The 16,940-nt window shown below is 74.3% G+C and carries 15 protein-coding genes; 3 read left to right on the top strand and 12 right to left on the bottom strand.

Annotation, left to right across the window (positions count from 1 at the left end):
• Nucleotides 1-45: 45 nt before the first annotated feature.
• Nucleotides 46-1,311, top strand: a complete 1,266-nt coding sequence (locus IF47_RS0105350; protein ID WP_031507030.1) for a trans-sulfuration enzyme family protein — start codon at nt 46-48, stop codon at nt 1,309-1,311.
• Here the strand turns inward: IF47_RS0105350 and IF47_RS0105345 are convergent.
• From IF47_RS0105345 to IF47_RS0105330, 4 genes are all read right to left on the bottom strand, one after another.
• Nucleotides 1,229-2,701 (bottom strand): GNAT family N-acetyltransferase, encoded by a 1,473-nt coding sequence (locus IF47_RS0105345; RefSeq protein ID WP_051717038.1) that lies wholly within the window; start codon nt 2,699-2,701, stop codon nt 1,229-1,231. The genes IF47_RS0105350 and IF47_RS0105345 overlap by 83 nt on opposite strands.
• A gap of 168 nt (nt 2,702-2,869) precedes the next feature.
• On the bottom strand, nt 2,870-3,394 hold the full coding sequence (locus tag IF47_RS0105340; RefSeq protein WP_031507027.1) for a DUF1990 domain-containing protein: 525 nt from the start codon (nt 3,392-3,394) through the stop codon (nt 2,870-2,872).
• A 38-nt stretch (nt 3,395-3,432) separates the two neighbouring features.
• Nucleotides 3,433-5,046, bottom strand: a complete 1,614-nt coding sequence (locus IF47_RS0105335; protein WP_031507026.1) for an alkaline phosphatase D family protein — start codon at nt 5,044-5,046, stop codon at nt 3,433-3,435.
• A 195-nt stretch (nt 5,047-5,241) separates the two neighbouring features.
• On the bottom strand, nt 5,242-6,081 hold the full coding sequence (locus IF47_RS0105330; RefSeq protein WP_031507025.1) for an alpha/beta fold hydrolase: 840 nt from the start codon (nt 6,079-6,081) through the stop codon (nt 5,242-5,244).
• A 158-nt stretch (nt 6,082-6,239) separates the two neighbouring features.
• On the opposite strand from IF47_RS0105330, the gene IF47_RS0105325 reads away from it, so the two are divergent.
• Nucleotides 6,240-7,163: an RNA polymerase sigma-70 factor gene (locus IF47_RS0105325; RefSeq protein WP_037731989.1), complete on the top strand. Its 924-nt coding sequence runs from the start codon at nt 6,240-6,242 to the stop codon at nt 7,161-7,163.
• Nucleotides 7,164-7,206: 43 nt separating this feature from the next.
• On the opposite strand, the gene IF47_RS0105320 is transcribed toward IF47_RS0105325, so the two are convergent.
• The 4 genes from IF47_RS0105320 to IF47_RS0105305 all read right to left on the bottom strand — a co-directional run bounded on the left by IF47_RS0105320 (nt 7,207) and on the right by IF47_RS0105305 (nt 11,412).
• The gene (locus IF47_RS0105320) at nt 7,207-8,415 is read right to left on the bottom strand and encodes a ferritin-like domain-containing protein (RefSeq protein WP_031507022.1); all 1,209 of its coding nucleotides are present in this window, start codon (nt 8,413-8,415) and stop codon (nt 7,207-7,209) included.
• The gene (locus IF47_RS0105315) at nt 8,412-9,263 is read right to left on the bottom strand and encodes a phosphate/phosphite/phosphonate ABC transporter substrate-binding protein (protein WP_031507021.1); all 852 of its coding nucleotides are present in this window, start codon (nt 9,261-9,263) and stop codon (nt 8,412-8,414) included. Before IF47_RS0105315 ends, IF47_RS0105320 begins: the two co-directional genes overlap by 4 nt.
• The gene (locus IF47_RS0105310; protein WP_245641003.1) at nt 9,260-10,498 is read right to left on the bottom strand and encodes an acyl-CoA dehydrogenase family protein; all 1,239 of its coding nucleotides are present in this window, start codon (nt 10,496-10,498) and stop codon (nt 9,260-9,262) included. The genes IF47_RS0105315 and IF47_RS0105310 overlap by 4 nt, the downstream gene beginning before the upstream one ends.
• A gap of 149 nt (nt 10,499-10,647) precedes the next feature.
• Nucleotides 10,648-11,412 (bottom strand): SDR family oxidoreductase, encoded by a 765-nt coding sequence (locus tag IF47_RS0105305; RefSeq protein ID WP_031507018.1) that lies wholly within the window; start codon nt 11,410-11,412, stop codon nt 10,648-10,650.
• A 174-nt stretch (nt 11,413-11,586) separates the two neighbouring features.
• Here IF47_RS0105305 and IF47_RS0105300 point away from each other — a divergent pair, with 174 nt between their 5' ends.
• Nucleotides 11,587-12,330: a GntR family transcriptional regulator gene (locus IF47_RS0105300; protein WP_031507017.1), complete on the top strand. Its 744-nt coding sequence runs from the start codon at nt 11,587-11,589 to the stop codon at nt 12,328-12,330.
• A gap of 105 nt (nt 12,331-12,435) precedes the next feature.
• On the opposite strand, the gene IF47_RS0105295 is transcribed toward IF47_RS0105300, so the two are convergent.
• The 4 genes from IF47_RS0105295 to IF47_RS0105280 form a co-directional block, all read right to left on the bottom strand.
• The gene (locus tag IF47_RS0105295) at nt 12,436-13,590 is read right to left on the bottom strand and encodes an ROK family transcriptional regulator (RefSeq protein WP_031507016.1); all 1,155 of its coding nucleotides are present in this window, start codon (nt 13,588-13,590) and stop codon (nt 12,436-12,438) included.
• A gap of 314 nt (nt 13,591-13,904) precedes the next feature.
• Nucleotides 13,905-14,450: a G/U mismatch-specific DNA glycosylase gene (gene mug / locus IF47_RS0105290; protein ID WP_031507014.1), complete on the bottom strand. Its 546-nt coding sequence runs from the start codon at nt 14,448-14,450 to the stop codon at nt 13,905-13,907.
• A gap of 127 nt (nt 14,451-14,577) precedes the next feature.
• Nucleotides 14,578-16,008 (bottom strand): adenylosuccinate lyase, encoded by a 1,431-nt coding sequence (gene purB, locus IF47_RS0105285; protein ID WP_031507012.1) that lies wholly within the window; start codon nt 16,006-16,008, stop codon nt 14,578-14,580.
• Between the two features lie 11 nt (nt 16,009-16,019).
• Nucleotides 16,020-16,871 carry an SGNH/GDSL hydrolase family protein gene (locus tag IF47_RS0105280; RefSeq protein ID WP_078591599.1) on the bottom strand — a complete coding sequence of 284 codons (852 nt, stop codon included), beginning with the start codon at nt 16,869-16,871 and terminating at the stop codon, nt 16,020-16,022.
• Nucleotides 16,872-16,940 lie beyond the last annotated feature (69 nt).

The following is a 16,940-nucleotide window of genomic DNA, read 5'->3' as shown; positions in this document are numbered from 1 at the left end:
ATTTCCCGCTACACGCCGGTAACTGTTCAGCATCGCCCCATGAACATGGACAGCATGGACACGACACCGCCGGCGCCCACCCGCGCGCGGGCCACCGAGGCCGTGCACGCCGGGCGCGAGGACCTCGCCGCCCTCGGCCTGCACGCCGCCCCCCTGGACCTGTCCACCACCTATCCGTCCCGTGACAGCCGGGCCGAGGCGGCCCGGCTGGACGAGTTCGCCGCCACCGGAGCCCGGCTGGAGGGGCCCCCGGTCTACGCCCGGCTCGACAACCCCACCGTGGCGCGCTTCGAGACGGCCCTGGCCAGGCTGGAGGGCGCCGAGGCGGCCGTCGCCTTCGCCAGCGGGATGGCGGCCCTGAGCGCCGTCCTGCTGCTGCGGGCCTCGCAGGGGCTGCGCCACGTCGTGGCGGTGCGCCCCCTGTACGGGTGCAGCGACCACCTGCTCACCACCGGCCTGCTGGGCACCGAGGTGACCTGGACGGACCCGGCCGGAATCGCGAGCGCCCTCCGGCCCGACACCGGGCTGGTGATGGTGGAGACACCGGCCAACCCCACACTGGCCGAAATCGACCTGAAGGCCGTGGCGCACTCTTGCGGTTCGGTGCCGCTGCTGGTCGACAACACCTTCGCCACCCCCATCCTGCAGCGCCCGCTCGAACAGGGCGCCCGGATCGTGCTGCACAGCGCCACCAAGTACCTGGGGGGCCACGGCGACGTCCTCGGCGGCGTCGTCGCCTGTGACGAGGAGACGGCGCGCGGGCTGCGGCGGATACGGTTCGCCACCGGCGGCGTCCTCCACCCGCTCGCCGGCTACCTGCTGCTGCGGGGCCTGTCCACGCTGCCGGTGCGGATGAAGGAACAGTCGGCCACGGCCGCCGAGCTGGCCCGGCGCCTGGCGGACGACCCGCGCGTCGCCCGCGTCCACTATCCGAGGCTGGGCGGCGCCATGGTCTCCTTCGAGGTGCACGGCGACCCGCACGCGGTGATCGCCGGAGTCCGGCTGATCACCCCGGCGGTCAGCCTGGGCAGCGTGGACACCCTCATCCAGCACCCCGGGTCCATCAGCCACCGCATCGTCGACGAGGACGACCGCCGCACCGGCGGAATCGGCGAGAAGCTGCTGCGGATGTCGGTCGGGTTGGAGGACGTCGAGGACCTGTGGCGCGACCTGGACACCGCCCTCGGCGCCGCTCCGGGCGCCGCGTCGAGCGGCGCCGAGGACGGCGTCACGGGGCTCGGTGCCCGCCCTGCCCGCCCTGCCCACCCGTCGTCTCCGCGGGAGCGGGAAGCGGAGCGAGCCGGGCGGTGATGACGAGAGTGCCCTCCTCGACCTGGTAGTCCAGCGGCAGCCCCAGGCCGCGCATCGCCGACACCATGCCGGTGTTGTCGGCCCGCGTCACGGCGTAGACGCTCTCGCAACTCGCCTCGACGGCCATGTCCACCAGGCGGCGCAGCAGTTCGGCGCCGATGCCGCGACGCTGCCAGACGTCCTCGACGAGGAGGGCCACCTCGGACTCGTCCCCGTCCCACAGCAGGTGGCCGAGCGCCACCAGCTTCCCCGTGGCCGTCTCGGCGGCCAGGGTGCGGCCGAAGCGCGGGCCGAGCAGGTGGTTCAGGTAGCGGTCGGCGTCCTTCACCGGACCGTGGTAGCGGGCGGAGAGCGTCCGTGCCGAGCACCGTCGGTGCATCGCCCTGGCGGCTTCCAGGTCGGACGGGCCCGCCCGCCGCACGGTGATCTCGTTCCCCTCCGGGAGGGTGAGCGTCTCGTGGTGGCGCGGCATCCTCGCGCCCGCCCCCGTCGAGGGGGAGACCGCGTCCAGACGGGTGTCCAACTCCACCAGGGCGCGCGCCCGGGCGAACTCGGTGGGGGTGAAGGGCAGGTGGGGACGTTCGACGACGAGCGTGCCGCCGCGCGGGTCGCGCAGCCGCAGGACCGTCTCCTCCAGGAGGCCGTCCTCCGGGACCGGCCTTCCGTCCGTCCCACCGTCGGACAGGTGCGCGGGCACCGAGCGGATCGTGCAGCGTCCCAGCAACTGCCGTAGCGCCAGGGGAAGTTCGGCGGTGTCCAGGGCGGTGCGGGTGGCCAGCCCCAGCACCCGGGTGGGGACGTCCGCCAGGTCGTGGGCGTCGGCCCGCTCCAGCCAGGTGTCCCGGCCGCCCGCCGTGGCCACCGCCCGGGTCAGCTCCCCGGGCTCCAGCGACAGGGGAGCCCGCAGCAGGAACTCGTCCACCGTCACCTCGCCCAAGGGGTGGGTCTGGAGACTGAGCACGTCCACCCGGTGCTCCGCCAGCGCGGCGCACAACGCGGCGAGCGAGCCGGGCTTCTCCGGCACGGTGGTGCGCAGTCGCCACAGCGTCGACCGCCCCTCCTCGGGGTGCGCGCCGTCCACGGCCTCCGCTGTTCCGGCCTGCCCGGCCGTGGGCGGTTCGGGTCGTTCGGGATCGGGCGGCGGATGGTGACGGCGCCGCGCCCACCAGGTGTGGATTCCGGCGGTGAGCAGCAGGGCGGCGGCCGACAGGATCAGCAGGACGGGGCCGTCCGGCCCGTGCGCCACCGTCTTCGCGACGCCGTCCGCCACGGTCACGGCGGTGAACAGCGCGGCCAGCTCGACCAGGTCGTGCCGCCAGTGGTGGGAGCCGTGGGTCCCGCGGCGGCGCCTCGTGCGGGTCGCCGCGCGGTGTGCGGAGGATTCGGTCATGCCGTCACTCTCGCCGACCGGTGTTGCCTGGCCACGAACGATCTGTGTCCGATGGGTTAAAGGGCCTTCCGGGAGACTTCCGGGAAAGATGCCCGTTCTGCCGTCTTGTGCCGCCTTTCTATTGTCTTTCTGTCGCCCTTCTGTCGTCCGTCCGGCGTCCTTCCGGCATCACCGGACCAGTCGCCGCAGCGTCACTCCGCACCACCGGCCGTACAGCCGCTGGAACAGCGGGACGAGCGGGCCCGCGGCCCGCGTCCACCACAGCGCGGGCCGGCTGAACGCCCGCACCTCCAGCCACACCGCCCCGTCCTCCGCCCGCTCCACGACGAACGCCTCCTCGCCGTGCTCCGGATGCCCCGGCAGCGTCCCGTAGCCGAAACCGGCCCGGCGCCCGCCGTCCTCGGACCACACCACCCGGCACGGGGCCCGCAGCCGCAACCGACCGACGCCCAGCCCCACCACCACGCGCACGCCCGGCTCGGCGCGCGGCGCGTCCGCGGTGATCTCCACCCCCATGCCCCGGTGCATCCGCCAGCTCAGCACGGCGTCGGCGGCGGTCTCGAAGACGCCGGGGCCCGAACCGATCCGGGTGCGGACCCGCAGCCGCCCGAAGCCGGGTGGGAAGCGCCCCTCGCGGGTCGCCCCCACCTCGGCGTACGTCAAACCGGCCGAGGGGCCCTGGTGCTCGCTCATGGACGCCAGCGTAGGCGTCCCACGGCGCGCGCCTGCGACTACTGCCCCACCAGGCCGGGGCGCAGCGTCCTGGTGAACAGCACCGCGCCGCCCTCCTCGCGCAGCCGCACCGTCAACTCGCCGCTGTCACCGTCGATGTCCACCTGACCGTAGAACTGGTAGCCCTCGCTCGGCGCGACGTTCCCCCGCTCGGGGGCCTTGACGAAGACCCGCTCCGGGCCGAACGTGCCGTCCAGCGAGCTCGCGGGGAAGGCGCCCGCGTTCAACGGACCGGAGACGAACTCCCAGAAGGGCGCGAAGTCCTTGAACGCCGCGCGCTCCGGGGAGTAGTGCTGGGCCGAGGTGTGGTGCACGTCGGCGGTCAGCCACACCGTTCCCGTGATCCGCCGGTGCTTGACGAACCGCAGCAGTTCGGCGATCTGCAACTCCCGCCCCAGCGGCGCGCCCGGATCGCCCTGCGCCACCGCCTCGACGTTCTCGCCGTCGGGGACGATCAGGCCCAGCGGCATGTCCGAGGCGATCACCTTCCACACCGCGCGCGAGCGCGCCAACTCACGCTTCAACCAGGCGAGTTGTTCGGCACCCAGGACGCCTTGCGGGTCGGAGGTCTCCAGGCCGGGGGAGTTGGCGCCCCGGTGGGTGCGCATGTCCAGCACGAAGACGTCCAGCAGCGGGCCGTGGCGCACCACCCGGTGGATGCGTCCCTCGCCGTTCCGGTGGAGGGAGGAGAGGGGGAAGTACTCGCCGAACGCCTGCCGCGCCCGTGCCGCCAACACGTCCGCGCGCCGCTCGGTGTAGCGCTCGTCGGTCAGGATCTCGCCCGGATACCAGTTGTTGACCACCTCGTGGTCGTCCCACTGCACGATCGAGGGCACCCGGGCGTTGAACCGCCGCAGGGACTCCGCCATCAGGTTGTAGCGGAAGTTCCCCCGGTACTCCGCGAGGGTCTCGGCGACCTTCGCCTTCTCCTCGGTGACGACGTTGCGCCAGAGCCCGCCGTCGGGCAGTTCGACGGTCTCCGTCAGCGGCCCGTCGGCGTAGACGGTGTCCCCGCTGAAGAGGAAGAAGTCCGGGTCCAGCCGGGCCATCTCGTCGAAGATCGGGTAGCCGCCCCGGTCGGGGTTGATGCCCCAGCCCTGTCCGGCCAGGTCGCCCGACCAGAGGAACCGCACCCCGTCCCGGCGCCGGGACGGGGCGGTGCGGAAGGCGCCGTACACCGGCTCGCTCGTGCGGCGGGGGTCGTCCGGGTCGGTCAGCACCACCCGGTAGTGCACCTGCCGGCCGGGCGGCAGCCCGTGGAGCGCGGTCGTCCCGGTGAAGTCGGTGCCGGGACCGAGGAGCGGGCCGCGCAGCCGCCGGGGGTTGCGGAAGGACTCCGTGGCGGAGGTCTCCACCCACATCCGGGCCGGGCGGTCCGAGCGCACCCACACCAGGGCGGAGCCGGCCGTCACGTCACCCGCCTGCACCCCCCAGTCGGCCCGCGGCCGTCCCGACAGCAGTTGCGCGGGCGCGGCGCCCGTCCGCACGGGGGCGCCCACCGCAGTCCCCGCCGTCAGGCCCGGCAGCGCCAGCGCCGCCGAGGCCACCAGCGAGCCGCGCAGGACCGCGCGCCGGTCGGGTGCCGGGTGCCCGGACGCGTCTGCTCGTGCCATGGACGAACCTCCTGAGTTCGAGGGAGCGGATCGTATGGCCGTTCATGGTGATCACACGAGGAGAACAGCGGGGAACCGCCCCGCCGCGTGGACACCTGTTCCGGGTGAACGCCGAGGTACCTCGCCCTGCGCCGTCCGGGGGCGACGGCGGTGCGCGCCGCCCCCCGCGGGCGCCCGGGGCCGGCGGGTGGGCCGTCAGCGCACGGTGTCCAGGACGACCCGCGCCACCAGCGCCGGATCGTCGTTCATCGGCACGTGCCCGCAGTCCGGCAGCCGCACCAGCCGGGCGCCGGGCACCGCGTGCTTGGCCCGGACGCCCTGCCGACGCGGCAACAGCCGGTCCCGCGTGCCCCAGGCGATGGTGACGGGGATGTCCGGGACGTCCGCGGTGTACGCCTCCTCGTCGCCCGCCAGGCCGGCCGCCAACGTCGCCTCGAAACCGGGCGCCTCGCGCAGCGCGCGGGTCTCGGCGACCACGGCGTGGGGCGAACGGCGGGCGGGACGGGCGTAGATGGTGCCGGTCAGCGCGGCCCGGCCGATCGCGTTGCGGGCCATCTGCTCGACCACCGGCTGGGGCAGCAGCCGGGCGCCCGCCCGCATCCCGGTCAGGACGGCGAAGGCGTAACGCCGTTCGAGCTCGGTCCAGAAGCCGGCGGGGGAGAAGGCCGTCACCGAGCGGGCGTGGCCGCGGCGGCCCAGTTCCAGGGCGAGCAGACCGCCGAGGGAGTTGCCCACCACGTGCGGGCGGTCCAGGCCGAGTTCGGCGAAGAACGCGGCCAGCAGCGGCACCACCGTGAGGTGGTCGTGCGGCAGACCGTCCGGCAGCGCGGGCGATTCGCCGAAACCGGGCAGGTCCAGGGCGATGACCTCGTGCGAGGCCGCCAGGATGTCGGTCACCGGCTGCCACGCCTGCCGGTGGTGGCCGATGCCGTGCAGCAGGACCACGGGCTCGCCGGAGCCGTGCCGCTCGTACGCGATGGTGAACGCGGGGTGGTCGGCGGGCTCGACGCGGGCGAAGGAAGCCGCTGGGGTCATGGAACCCTCCTGGGAACATCGGGCGGTCGGTCGCGTGCGCGTGGACACCATGCGCGTGGACACAATGTCAGCAGCGGGCCTTCGGAGGGAAGGGCGGGCGTCGGACCGTCCGAAGCCGCTCGGACGCGCCCGGCCGGACCGGATGGGATGATCCCCCCGTGAACGACAGCGCGACCGGCGCCGCGTCCGGTACGGACCCCGACGGCGTCGACGTCTTCGAGGAGCACCGGCCGCTCCTGCTCGGGGTGGCCTACCGCATGCTGGGCCGGGTGGCCGACGCCGAGGACGTGGTGCAGGAGGCGTGGCTGCGCTGGTCCGCGGCCGACCGCGCGGCCGTCCGCGCACCTCGCGCCTACCTGGTGCGGACCACCACCCGCCTGGCCGTCGACCGCCTGCGGCAGATCGCCTCCCGGCGCGAGGCGTACGTCGGGCCGTGGCTGCCCGAGCCGCTGGCCACCGACGTCGAGCACACCGTCGAGCACACCGTCACGGACGGCGCCGAGCGCGTGATGCTCGCCGAGTCCGTCTCCCTGGCCGTGCTGGTCGTCCTGGAGTCCCTCTCGCCCCTGGAGAGAGCGGTGTTCGTCCTGCGCGAGGCCTTCGGCCTGCCCTACGGCGAGATCGCCGAGACCCTGGACCGGAGCGAGGCCGCGGTGCGGCAGCTCGCCGCGCGCGCCCGCCGGCACGTCGCCGAACGCACCCCGCGCTTCGAGGTCGACCCCGAGCAGCGGCGGAGGCTGACCGAACGCTTCCTGGCCGCCGCCGTCGAGGGCGACCTGGCCGGACTGCTCGCCGTGCTCGCCCCCGACGCCCGCCTGGTCGGCGACGGCGGCGGCCGGGCCAAGGCGCCGCTGCGGATCATCGTCGGCGCCGACAAGGTGGCCCGCTTCCTGGCCGCGATCTCGCGGACCCCGATCCCCGACCCGGAGTTCGTGCCCCTCGAACTCAACGGCGGACCGGCCCTGTTGGTCACCTCGGAAGGCCGTCCGTACGCCGTCTTCGCGCTGGAGGCGGCCGACGGGCTCGTCCGCTCCGTCTACATCGTCTCCAACCCGGAGAAGATCGCCCACCTGGCGCGGTGACGGCCGCGGGCGGCCGGCGCTCCACGCCCTCGCGGCACGTGCGTCACATGAAGTTGCGGGTGTGCAGCGCGGACAGCTCGGCGGCCTCGTCCGGGGGGAATCCCAGGTGGACCAGCCGGCGCTGCCGGCCCTCGTCCATCTCGGCCCGGAGCCTCACGACCGCGTCGTACCCGCGCGCCACGGCCTCGGGCGTCCACTCCCCGGCGGCCAGGACCACCAGGGCGTCGAAGACGTCCTGGTTCAGCCCGGCGGTGTCCACGAGCGCGTCGTGACGGCGCTCGACGGCGGCGCGGAGCCGGGCGCGGAAGGCGGGGTCGAGGGTGGCGCGGTGGTGGAGGTGGGCGACCCCGAAGGCGACGTGCCGGGCCTCGTCGCGCCGCGCCAGGCCGGTGATCCGGCGGGTGATCGGGTCCGGGGCGTGTCGCTCCAGGAAGCCCAGGAGGTTCAGGAAGCTGCCTTCGCCGAGCACCGACAGGAGGAACGAGGCCAGCGAGAAGTCCGCCTCGGTGAGCAGCGTGTCCAGGGACTGTCGTCCCCCGGCGGAGGAGGTGCCCAACGCGCCGCCCCTCAGGAGGGCGCGGCGGGTGAAGACCTCCATGTGCCGGGCCTCGTCCGCGGCCTGGACGGCCAGCAGTTGGAGCACCTCCCGGAAGTGCGGGTGGATCCGGGCCAGCAGCCGGGCGGGGACGACGAGGGCGGCCTGCTCGTTCTCCACCAGGTAGGTCATCACCTGGACGACGGCCCGCTCGATCTCCTCGGGCAACTCGAAGGGGGTGTCCCAGTCGACCGCCGAGGCCGGGTCCCACTGTTCCGCGGCGGCGCGGGCGTAGAGGGAGGGGGCGACGTCCGCCCAGACGTGCTCCCGGTCCGCCAGGTCGAAGGGCCCCGCCGGCCCCCCGCTCTCGACCAGGGCGCCACGCGCCGCCAGCCCCCAGGCGGGCGAGGGCCTCGCCAGCACCCGGCCCGGCCCGGCCTCCCCCGCCCGCTCGGCGTCGGACCAGCGGTCGAGGTCGAAGCGCCCCCGGACGACCCACTCCCGCACGCCGCCCTCCCCGGGCCCCGGCGCCCGCACCCGGTGACCGTGCCCGCGGCACCACGCCCGCAGATGGACGGAGAGCGCCGGGTCCTCGCCCGCCACGCCGAGCTCCTCGCCCGGCCGCAGCGCGCGCAGGGCGCGCTGCACCAGCAGGTGGGCGCCCCGCTCGAACCCCAGCCCTCCCAGGTGGAGGACGGGAGGGGGCGGAGCGGTCACGGCTCGTACTCCCGGGCGGTGATCCTCCCGGCGGAGTCGTAGAAGCCCGCCTCGTCGACCGCGGCCTCCAGCAGCGCGTAACCGGTGGTGCGCCCCGGCCGCCACTCCGTCAACCCTTCGAGATCCAGCAGCGGACGCACCTCGGGGTCGGCGGCGGACATCGACAGCAACAGCCGCGCGAACTCCTCGACGAGCTCCGAGGGAGCGGTGTCGACCACCGTCATGTTGCAGTGGTCGTAGGGCGCCGACTGGGCCAGCACCCGGGTGCCGCCCGGCGGGAGCGTCCCCTCCTGGGCGAACAGCAGGTGGTTGCCGTCCAGGACGCACGCCGCGTCCACCTCGCCCGCCACCAGGGCGCGCACCGCCTCCCGTTCCCCGCCGACGTGGTCGCCGTGGAGCCCGGTGCCGATGTCGAACCGGCGCACCGCGACGTCCTCGCCGGGACGCAGGCCCGCCCGGCGCAACAGGGAGAGCGGCAGGAGGGTGGCCTGCGGCGAGTCGACCGCGCCGACGGCCACCACGCCGTCCTTCAGATCCAGCGGAGTGGTGTGGGGCGAGTCGTGCCGGACGAGGACGACGGAGGTGAGGTCGAGGTCGGTGTCCCTCATCACCAGCGGACGGACCCGCCGCCCCCGTGCCCTCGCCATCCTGGAGGCCCGCACCCAGGCCAACGGCGAGTTCCAGGCGGCGTGCGACCGGCCCTCCAACAGCTCCTCCACCTGGCGCTCGTAGGTGGAGTGGAGGACGAAGTCGAAGGGAAGCCCACGACCGCGCAGCCACGCGCGGAAACCCGTCCAGATGGTGACGGTCTTCGGGTCGTAGGCCACCGCGCCCATCAGCAGCGTCATGCGCGGACCTCCTCGGCGGGACGGGACGGGGCGTCGAACAGGGGGAGACCGAGCCCCGCACGGCCGACGAAGTCGTGGAGCGCCTCGGAGGTCGGGGCCATCACCCGTGCCGCCATCGCGTCCCTGAAACGGCGCTCCACCCCCGTCTCCCGTCGGAAGGCGGCCCCTCCGCACAGCCGCATCGCGCCGTCGGTCACCTCGCAGGCCGCCTCGGCGGCCACCGCCTTCACCTGCAGGACCCGCAACGTGGCGTCCGCGCGGCCCGTCTCCAGTGCCCGGAGGGTGTCCGTCAGGAAGGCGCGCACCCCGTCCACCCGGGTGCGCAACTCGGCGTACCGCGCCCGGGGAACGGGCTGCTGCGCCAACGAGCGCCCCAGGTGCTCCAGTCTGGTGGTGACCAGATGAGTCCCGGCCTGCTCCAGGGCGGAGTCCATCAACCCCAGGGAGACCGCCGCGTTGAGCACCAGGAAAGCCGGCAGCGCCGTCGCCAGGGCGAGGTCCAGGCCGGCGCCGTCGGCGCCCAGCATCGCGTCGCGGGGAATGCGGACGTTCCGGGCGGAGACGGGGCTGGAGGCGTTGCCCCGCAGCCCCAGACCGTCGAACCCCCCGGCCACCCGCAGGCCCTCGGCCGTGCTCGGCACCAGCCACAGCGTCATGGCCCCCTCGCCCTCCAGGGGGAGGCTGGACCACACGTAGCTGTCGGCCTCGCCGGCGGAGGTGACCCAACTCTTGTCGGCGTTCAGGGCGACCGTCCCGCCGTCTCGACCGTCGTGCCGCGCGGTGCCGACCGGGGCCCAGAAGTGGCTGCGGGAGCCCTTCTCGGAGAAGGCCAGGGTGGTCAGGTGCTCGCCCTGCGCGATCGCCCGGCGCACCTCCTCGGGGCCGTGGGCCTCGATCAGGGTGGTGGCCGCGTAGTGCATCATCACGACCATGGCGGTCGATCCGCAGCTCGCGGCCAGCCGCTCCACCACGTGCGCCGCCGCGGACAGGCCCCGACCGAGCCCGCCGACCTCCGGGGCGCTGACCAGCCCCAGCAGGCCCGACGCGGCGAGCGCGTCGACGCCCGCGCGGGGGAAGCGCCCCAGCCGGTCGATGTCGGCCGCCAGGGGGGAGACGGTGCCGTCGACGACCGAGCGCACCGCCTCGGCGTGGTCGATCCGCCTCTCCGGCGTGGGCTCGGGGAGTCTGTGGTCGGCCGGCGGGGCCGCGGTGTCGTCGAGAGTCGGGGAGTTCACACCTGTTCACCTCACACGGTCATCACAATACTACTCAGAGTAGTCAAGGGAGGTGTTCCGGGCAACCTTCGCTCACTCTCGGTCGTCGTGTCCCCGCCCGTCGGGCCGTGGTCGAGCGGACGGGCGGGAGGGGGGCGGGCGAGGCGAGGTCAGAGCCCGCCGCTGACCCGCAGCACCGCGCCCGTGGTGTACGACGCCTCCGGCGACAGCAGCCAGGCGACCGCGCCGGCCACCTCCTCCGGCTCCCCGGGACGGCCCAGGGGGGTGATCTCGGCCTTGCGCCACGGTCGCCGCGGGTCACCCATCGTGGCGTGCATGTCGGTGAGGACCGTGCCGGGTTGCACGGAGTTCACCCGCACCCCCTCCGGCCCCAACTCCTTGGCCAGGCCGACCGTCATGGCGTCCAGTGCCGCCTTGGTCGCCGCGTAGTGGACGTACTCGCCCGGACTGCCGAGCGTGGCCGCGCACGAGGAGATCGTGACGATGGCGCCGCCGCTCCCGCCGTGCCGTGCGGACATCTCCAGCGCCGCACGCCGCGCGCACAGCAGCGTCCCCATGACGTTGACGTCCACCACCCGGCGCATCACCTCGGTGGAGGTCTCGGTGAAGCGGCCCAGCGGCCCGGTGATCCCGGCGTTGAGGACCGCGCCCGTGAGCGGTCCCAACCGCCGCGTCGTCTCCTCGAAGAGCGCGTCGACCTCGCTCTCCACGCTGGTGTCCAGCCGGACGGCGATCGCCTCCCGGCCCTCGGCCCGCACCGCCTCCACCGTGGCGTCGGCGGCGTCCCTCGACCGCTCGTAGCCGATGGCGACATCGTGCCCGGCCCGCGCCAGGCGTCGGGCGATCGCCGCCCCGATGCCCCGGCTGCCGCCGGTGACGATCGTGACCTGCCGTTCCGTGTCCCGCTGGGCCATGTGCGCTCTCCTCCGCTTGTCGACCGGGCCCGACCCGGTCGGTCCGGGACGGCACGCGGGCGATCCTATTGGTCTTGACCAAGTGGTTAAGGATCCTTAAGGTCGGCATACGAAACAACCTTTAAAAAACAAGCGCGCGTAAATCGACGGAACACGGCGACTGCGGAGGCAAGGGTGGGGACCACGCGACTGGAGACGGTGCCGGAGCCGAAGTACTGGCACCTCAAGACCGTGCTGTCGAACGCTCTTGACTCGGAGTTCGAAGTCGGGGAGATCCTGCCGAACGAGCGGGAGCTGGCCGCGCGCTTCGGTGTCGCCAGGGCCACGCTCCGCCAGGCCCTGGAGCAACTGGAGTTGGAAGGTCGCCTCCAGCGCCGCCGCGGGGTCGGCACCACCGTCGCCCCGCCGCGCGTCGGTGTCGAGGTGAACCCCGCCCAGCACGCCTGGCCCGGAGCCTCGGGAGACGCCTGGCAGACCGAGGGGTGCGAGGAGAGCGTGCCCCCCGCCGCGGTGGCCAGGGCGCTCGGCACGGACGCCGACGGGAAGGTGTACACCGTCCACCGCGTCCGGACGGTCCACGGCCAGCCGGTCGCCACCGAGCTGCTGTACGTCCCGGCCGCCTCCGTGCCGGGGATGTCGGGCATCGAGACCGACGCGGGCGCCGCCCGCGGCCGAGCCGTCCTCCGTGAGCTGAACCGCCTCGAACTGGGCGGCCAGGAGCGGGCCGTGGAGCTGGGCTCCGCCCGTGCCGAGGACGCCAAGCGGCTCGACCGCCTGCCCGGCGCGCCCGTCCTCGTCGTCACCACCCGCTACCTCGCCGCGGGCGGCACCGCGGCGGTCGCGATCTCCACCTACCGCGCCGACACCTGCCGGCTGACCTTCGGGGACACCGGCGGGCTCTCCCTGATGGCGAGCTGACGGCCCGACGGTCGACGGGTGGGGGCGCCCCGGAAAATCCGGGGCGCCCCCACCCGTTCCGCGCGTCGGAGGGCTCGTGGCGGAGAGCCGGTGGCGGAGCTCGCGTCAGAGGGCTTCGGCGCCCTCCACGGTGAACAGCTCCTCCTCGACGTGGTCGAGCGCCAGCCGCAGCGCACCGGTCGCGATGGCGTCCCCGCCGAGCCGGGAGAGCTCGACCCGCGGCGGCCGCAGGCAGTAACGCTCCAACTCCCGGCGGAGCGGCTCCAGTACGCCGTCCAGCCCGGTGGCCCAGCCGCCGACGACCACCAGCTCGGGGTCGAGGGCCAGCACCAGCGCCGCCACGTCGTGCACCAACCGGCGGATGAACCGGTCCATGGCCCGCCGAGCCCGCTCGTCCCCCTCACGGGCGAGGGCGAAGACCTCGGCCACCGCCGCCTCGTCCAGCGGGTGGAGCGGTTCGCCGGTCGTCGACAGCAGGTGCTCCGGGGTGGCCTCGCGCCCCAACAGGTGCAGCGCGCCGATCTCCCCGGCCGCGCCGCCGAACCCTCGGTGCAGCCGTCCGCCGATCAGCGAGCCGGCGCCCGGACTCAGCCCCGCCAGGACGAACACCACGTCCTCGGCGCCGACGGCCGCGCCCTTCCAGTGCTCGGCCAGCGCGGCGGCGTTCGCGTCGTTCTCCACCAGCACCGGGCACCGGAAGGAACGCCGCAGTCGTTCGCCCAGCGGCAGCCCGGTCCAGCCCGGCAGCGCGGTGCACAGCCGTACCGTGCCGCCGGCCTCCACGATGCCGGGGGTCCCCACGCCCACCGCCCGCAGGGTGCTGCGCGGTGTCCCGCAGGTGCGCAGCAGGTCGGCCACCGCGCCGCGCACCCGCTCCAGCCGCTCCTCGGCCGGAGCGCGGTCGGACACCTCCCGCCCGACCGCGCCCAGTCGGCGGCCGGACAGGTCGGCCAGGACGGCCGCGACCCGGTGCGGGCCGATCTCGATGCCGAGCAGATGACCGGCCTCGGACCGGAAACGGAACCGGCGGGCCGGCCGACCCTGCCGTCGGACGTCCTCGGGGCCGCCGGACGCCTCGGCCACCAGCCCGGCCGCGACCAGTTGCTCCACCACGCCCTCGACCGTCGGCCTGGACAGTTCCGTGACCTGGGCCAGGTCGGACAGCGTCGGTGGGCCGTCGGCGGCGCGCAGCGCCCGCAGGACGACCGTGGAGTTGATCCTGCGCAGCAGGGAGGGATCCCTGCCGGTGAGCCGCCCCAACGTTCGCCTCCCGGTAGGTGCACATCAGTGGGCGGATGGTATCCGGCGGGCGTCGGCGCGGCGAGCGGTGGGGGAGCTCGGTGGGGCGGCCGTCATCCGGGGTGCCCGGGTGCCCGGGGTGGCCGAGGTGTGGGCCCGGTGTGGCGCGTCCCGGCTCGTGGCCGGTGGTCACCGCCGGGGTGCCGGACCCTCACGCCGACGGGGACGGGCCGGTCCGGGAGGCCATGCGGGCTCCGAGGCCCGGGCCGCGTCCGGCGTCCGGCGTCCGGACGGCACTCCGCCGGGCGGTGCTCCGCCGACCGGCGCGGCGTCCCTCACCGCTGCGGGTCGAACGCGGCGGCCCGCAGCCGGCCGTACTCGTCGGCCATCGTCTCCAGCGTCCAGTGGGCGTTGAGTCCGCTGGGGTTGGGCAGCACCCAGACCCGGGTGTCGCCGATCGCCGCCTCCTGCGGGCCGATCCGTGCCTTCCGGTCGCCGAAGGCCGCCCGGTAGGCGGTCACCCCGACCACCGCCAGCCAGGCCGGTCGCAGCCGTGCCACCTTCTCGATCAGCACGCGCCCGCCCTCGCGGAACTCCTCGGCGGTCAGCTCGTCGGCGCGGGCGGTGGGGCGGGGGGAGATGTTGGTGATGCCCAGGCCGTACTCCAACAGTTCGCGCTGTTCGGAGGGTTTCAGCCGCCGCGGGGTGAACCCGGAGGCGTGCAGCACCGGCCAGAAGCGGTTGCCCGGATGGGCGAAGTGGTGGCCTAGCCGGGCGGTCGTCAGACCGGGGTTGATCCCGCAGAACAGCACCCGCAGCCCCTCGGCCACCACATCCGGGACGGTACGGGAGCGCAGCTCCTCCATCTCGTCGCCGGACATGCTCCTTCCGGGGCCGCTCGCCCCGGACCCGTTCGTCCCCGACACCGTGTTCTCCGTCATGGCCCTCCCGGCTGTCGCTCGCGGGTTTCTCCTTCCCGGGAGGGCCCGTGTCAGTCGGACGGGTCGGTCAGAGGATCGCGCCCGGGGTGTAGGCGGCGGCCTCCGGGTGGCGCTTGGCGATCTCCTCGATCCGGGCCACCACCGAGGCGACCTGGTCGCCGGCCGCCCCGGTGAAGGACAGCCGGTCGGCCAGCAGTCCGTCCAACTTCCCCCGGTCCAGCGGGATGCGCTCGTCGGCGGCCAGCCGGTCCAGCAGTTCGTTGCGCTCGGCGCCCTCGCGCAGCGCCAGGGCGGAGGCGACCGCGTGCTCCTTGATGGCCTCGTGGGCCGTCTCCCGGCCCACCCCGGCCCGCACCGCGCCCATCAGCACCTTGGTGGTGGCCAGGAACGGCAGGTAGCGGTCCAGCTCGCGGGCCACGACCGCCGGGAACGCGCCGAACTCGTCCAGCACCGTCAGGAAGGTCTCCAGCAGGCCGTCGAGGGCGAAGAAGGCGTCCGGCAGGGCGACGCGGCGCACCACCGAGCAGGAGACGTCGCCCTCGTTCCACTGGTCGCCCGCCAGCTCGCCGACCATCGAGGCGTGGCCGCGCAGGATGACGGCGAAGCCGTTGACGCGCTCGCAGGAGCGGGTGTTCATCTTGTGCGGCATCGCCGAGGAGCCGACCTGACCCGGCTTGAAGCCCTCGGTCACCAGCTCGTGGCCGGCCATCAGCCGGATCGTCTTGGCCAGGGAGGAGGGCGCCGCGGCCAGCTGCACCAGCGTGGTCACCACCTCGTAGTCCAGCGAGCGCGGGTAGACCTGGCCGACGGAGGTGAGGGCGTGCCCGAAGCCGAGGTGCGAGGCGATCCGCCGTTCCAGCTCGGCCAGCTTCCCCGTGTCCCCGCCCAGCAGGTCCAGCATGTCCTGGGAGGTGCCCACCGGTCCCTTGACGCCGCGCAGCGGGTAGCGCGTCAGCAGCTCCTCCAGCCGGGCGTACGCCACCAGCAGTTCGTCGGCGGCGGTCGCGAAGCGCTTGCCCAACGTCGTGGCCTGCGCGGCGACGTTGTGGGAACGCCCGGCCATCACCAGCTCGGAGTGCTCGGCGGCCAGCCGGCCCAGCCGGGCCAGGGTGGCGACGGCGCGGTCGCGCACCAGCTCCAGCGAGAGCCGGATCTGGAGCTGCTCGACGTTCTCGGTCAGGTCCCGGGAGGTCATGCCCTTGTGCACGTGCTCGTGCCCGGCCAGCGCGTTGAACTCCTCGATCCGCGCCTTCACGTCGTGGCGGGTGACCTTCTCGCGCTCGGCGATCGAGGCGAGGTCGACGTCCTCCAGCACCCGCCCGTAGTCGGCCAGGGCCCCGTCCGGCACCTCCACGCCCAGATCCTTCTGGGCCCGCAGCACGGCCAGCCACAGTCGCCTCTCCAGCACCACCTTGTGCTCGGGGGACCACAGGCGGGCCAGTTCCGCCGAGGCGTAACGGTGGGCCAGGACGTTCGGGATGCGCGGCTTGTCGGTCACACCCGGGGATTCTACGGGGTGTGATCGGGGGCCGGAGGCGTCAGGTCCGGCGCCGGGTACCGCTCCCGGTCCACGGCCGGGACCAGGGGCGCCAGGTCGGGCCGCTTGGGCGGGAGCCCGTCGCCGGAGGAGCGCCCGGTCAGGCGCCGCCCGATCCAGGGGAGCAGGTGTCGGTGGGTGAAGCGAAGGTCCTCGACGCGCCGCGCGTACCACTTCGGGAGGACCGCGGGCGGCAGGTCCGCCCGCCAGTCCGACTCGGCCGGGTACCCGAGCCGCTGCCAGACGGCCTCGGCCACCCGCCGGTGCCCCTCGGTGGTGAGGTGCAGCCGGTCGTCCGCCCACAGCCGCGGATCGCTCAGCGCCGCACAGCCGTACAGGTCCACCACCAGGGCCCCGTGCTCCTCGGCCAGGGCGTCGATGAAGGAGAACAGGTGCTCCATCCGCGACCGGTAGCGCTCCAGGACCGGTCCGCGCCGGCCCGGACTGCGCATCAGCACCAGCCGCCCGCAGTTCGGGGCGAGCTTGGCGACGGACCGTTCCAGCAGCCCGCACACCCGGTCCATGTCGCACTTCGGGCGCAGGACGTCGTTGAGGCCGCCGACCAGCGTCACCAGATCCGCGCCCATGGAGGCGGCGACGTCCACCTGCTCCTCGACGATCTGTCCGATCAGCTTGCCGCGCACCGCGAGGTTGGCGTACCGGAAGCCGTCGACGCGCTCGGCGAGACGGCCGGCGAGCAGGTCGGCCCAGCCCCGGTAACCGCCGTCCGGCAGCAGGTCGGACATGCCCTCGGTGAAGGAGTCCCCCAGGGCGACGAAACTGGTGATGACCGGTGGGGCGGGAGAGGTGGATGTGCTGTCCATGGCGTGGGCCATCGTAACCGACCGGCTGGTATGGCGTCCCGCGCGGCTCGCTGCGCGATCGGCCGTGTC

The organism is Streptomyces megasporus (assembly GCF_000718985.1).
Taxonomy (GTDB): domain Bacteria; phylum Actinomycetota; class Actinomycetes; order Streptomycetales; family Streptomycetaceae; genus Streptomyces; species Streptomyces megasporus.
The sequence above is the reverse complement of the archived record's forward strand: the minus strand, read 5'-3'. Positions and strand labels throughout refer to the sequence as shown.

What these genes read in the sequence shown, in the direction of transcription:
- mug (WP_031507014.1), bottom strand. Translation starts at nt 14,450, where the DNA reads ATGTCCGGCGACGAGATGGAGGAGCTGCGCTCCCGTACCGTCCCGGAT.
- IF47_RS0105305 (WP_031507018.1), bottom strand. Translation starts at nt 11,412, where the DNA reads ATGGCCCAGCGGGACACGGAACGGCAGGTCACGATCGTCACCGGCGGC.
- IF47_RS0105335 (WP_031507026.1), bottom strand. Translation starts at nt 5,046, where the DNA reads ATGGCACGAGCAGACGCGTCCGGGCACCCGGCACCCGACCGGCGCGCG.
- IF47_RS0105345 (WP_051717038.1), bottom strand. Translation starts at nt 2,701, where the DNA reads ATGACCGAATCCTCCGCACACCGCGCGGCGACCCGCACGAGGCGCCGC.
- IF47_RS0105330 (WP_031507025.1), bottom strand. Translation starts at nt 6,081, where the DNA reads ATGACCCCAGCGGCTTCCTTCGCCCGCGTCGAGCCCGCCGACCACCCC.
- IF47_RS0105315 (WP_031507021.1), bottom strand. Translation starts at nt 9,263, where the DNA reads ATGACGCTGCTGATGGGCGCGGTGGCCTACGACCCGAAGACCGTCACC.
- IF47_RS0105280 (WP_078591599.1), bottom strand. Translation starts at nt 16,871, where the DNA reads ATGGACAGCACATCCACCTCTCCCGCCCCACCGGTCATCACCAGTTTC.
- IF47_RS0105340 (WP_031507027.1), bottom strand. Translation starts at nt 3,394, where the DNA reads ATGAGCGAGCACCAGGGCCCCTCGGCCGGTTTGACGTACGCCGAGGTG.
- IF47_RS0105350 (WP_031507030.1), top strand. Translation starts at nt 46, where the DNA reads ATGGACAGCATGGACACGACACCGCCGGCGCCCACCCGCGCGCGGGCC.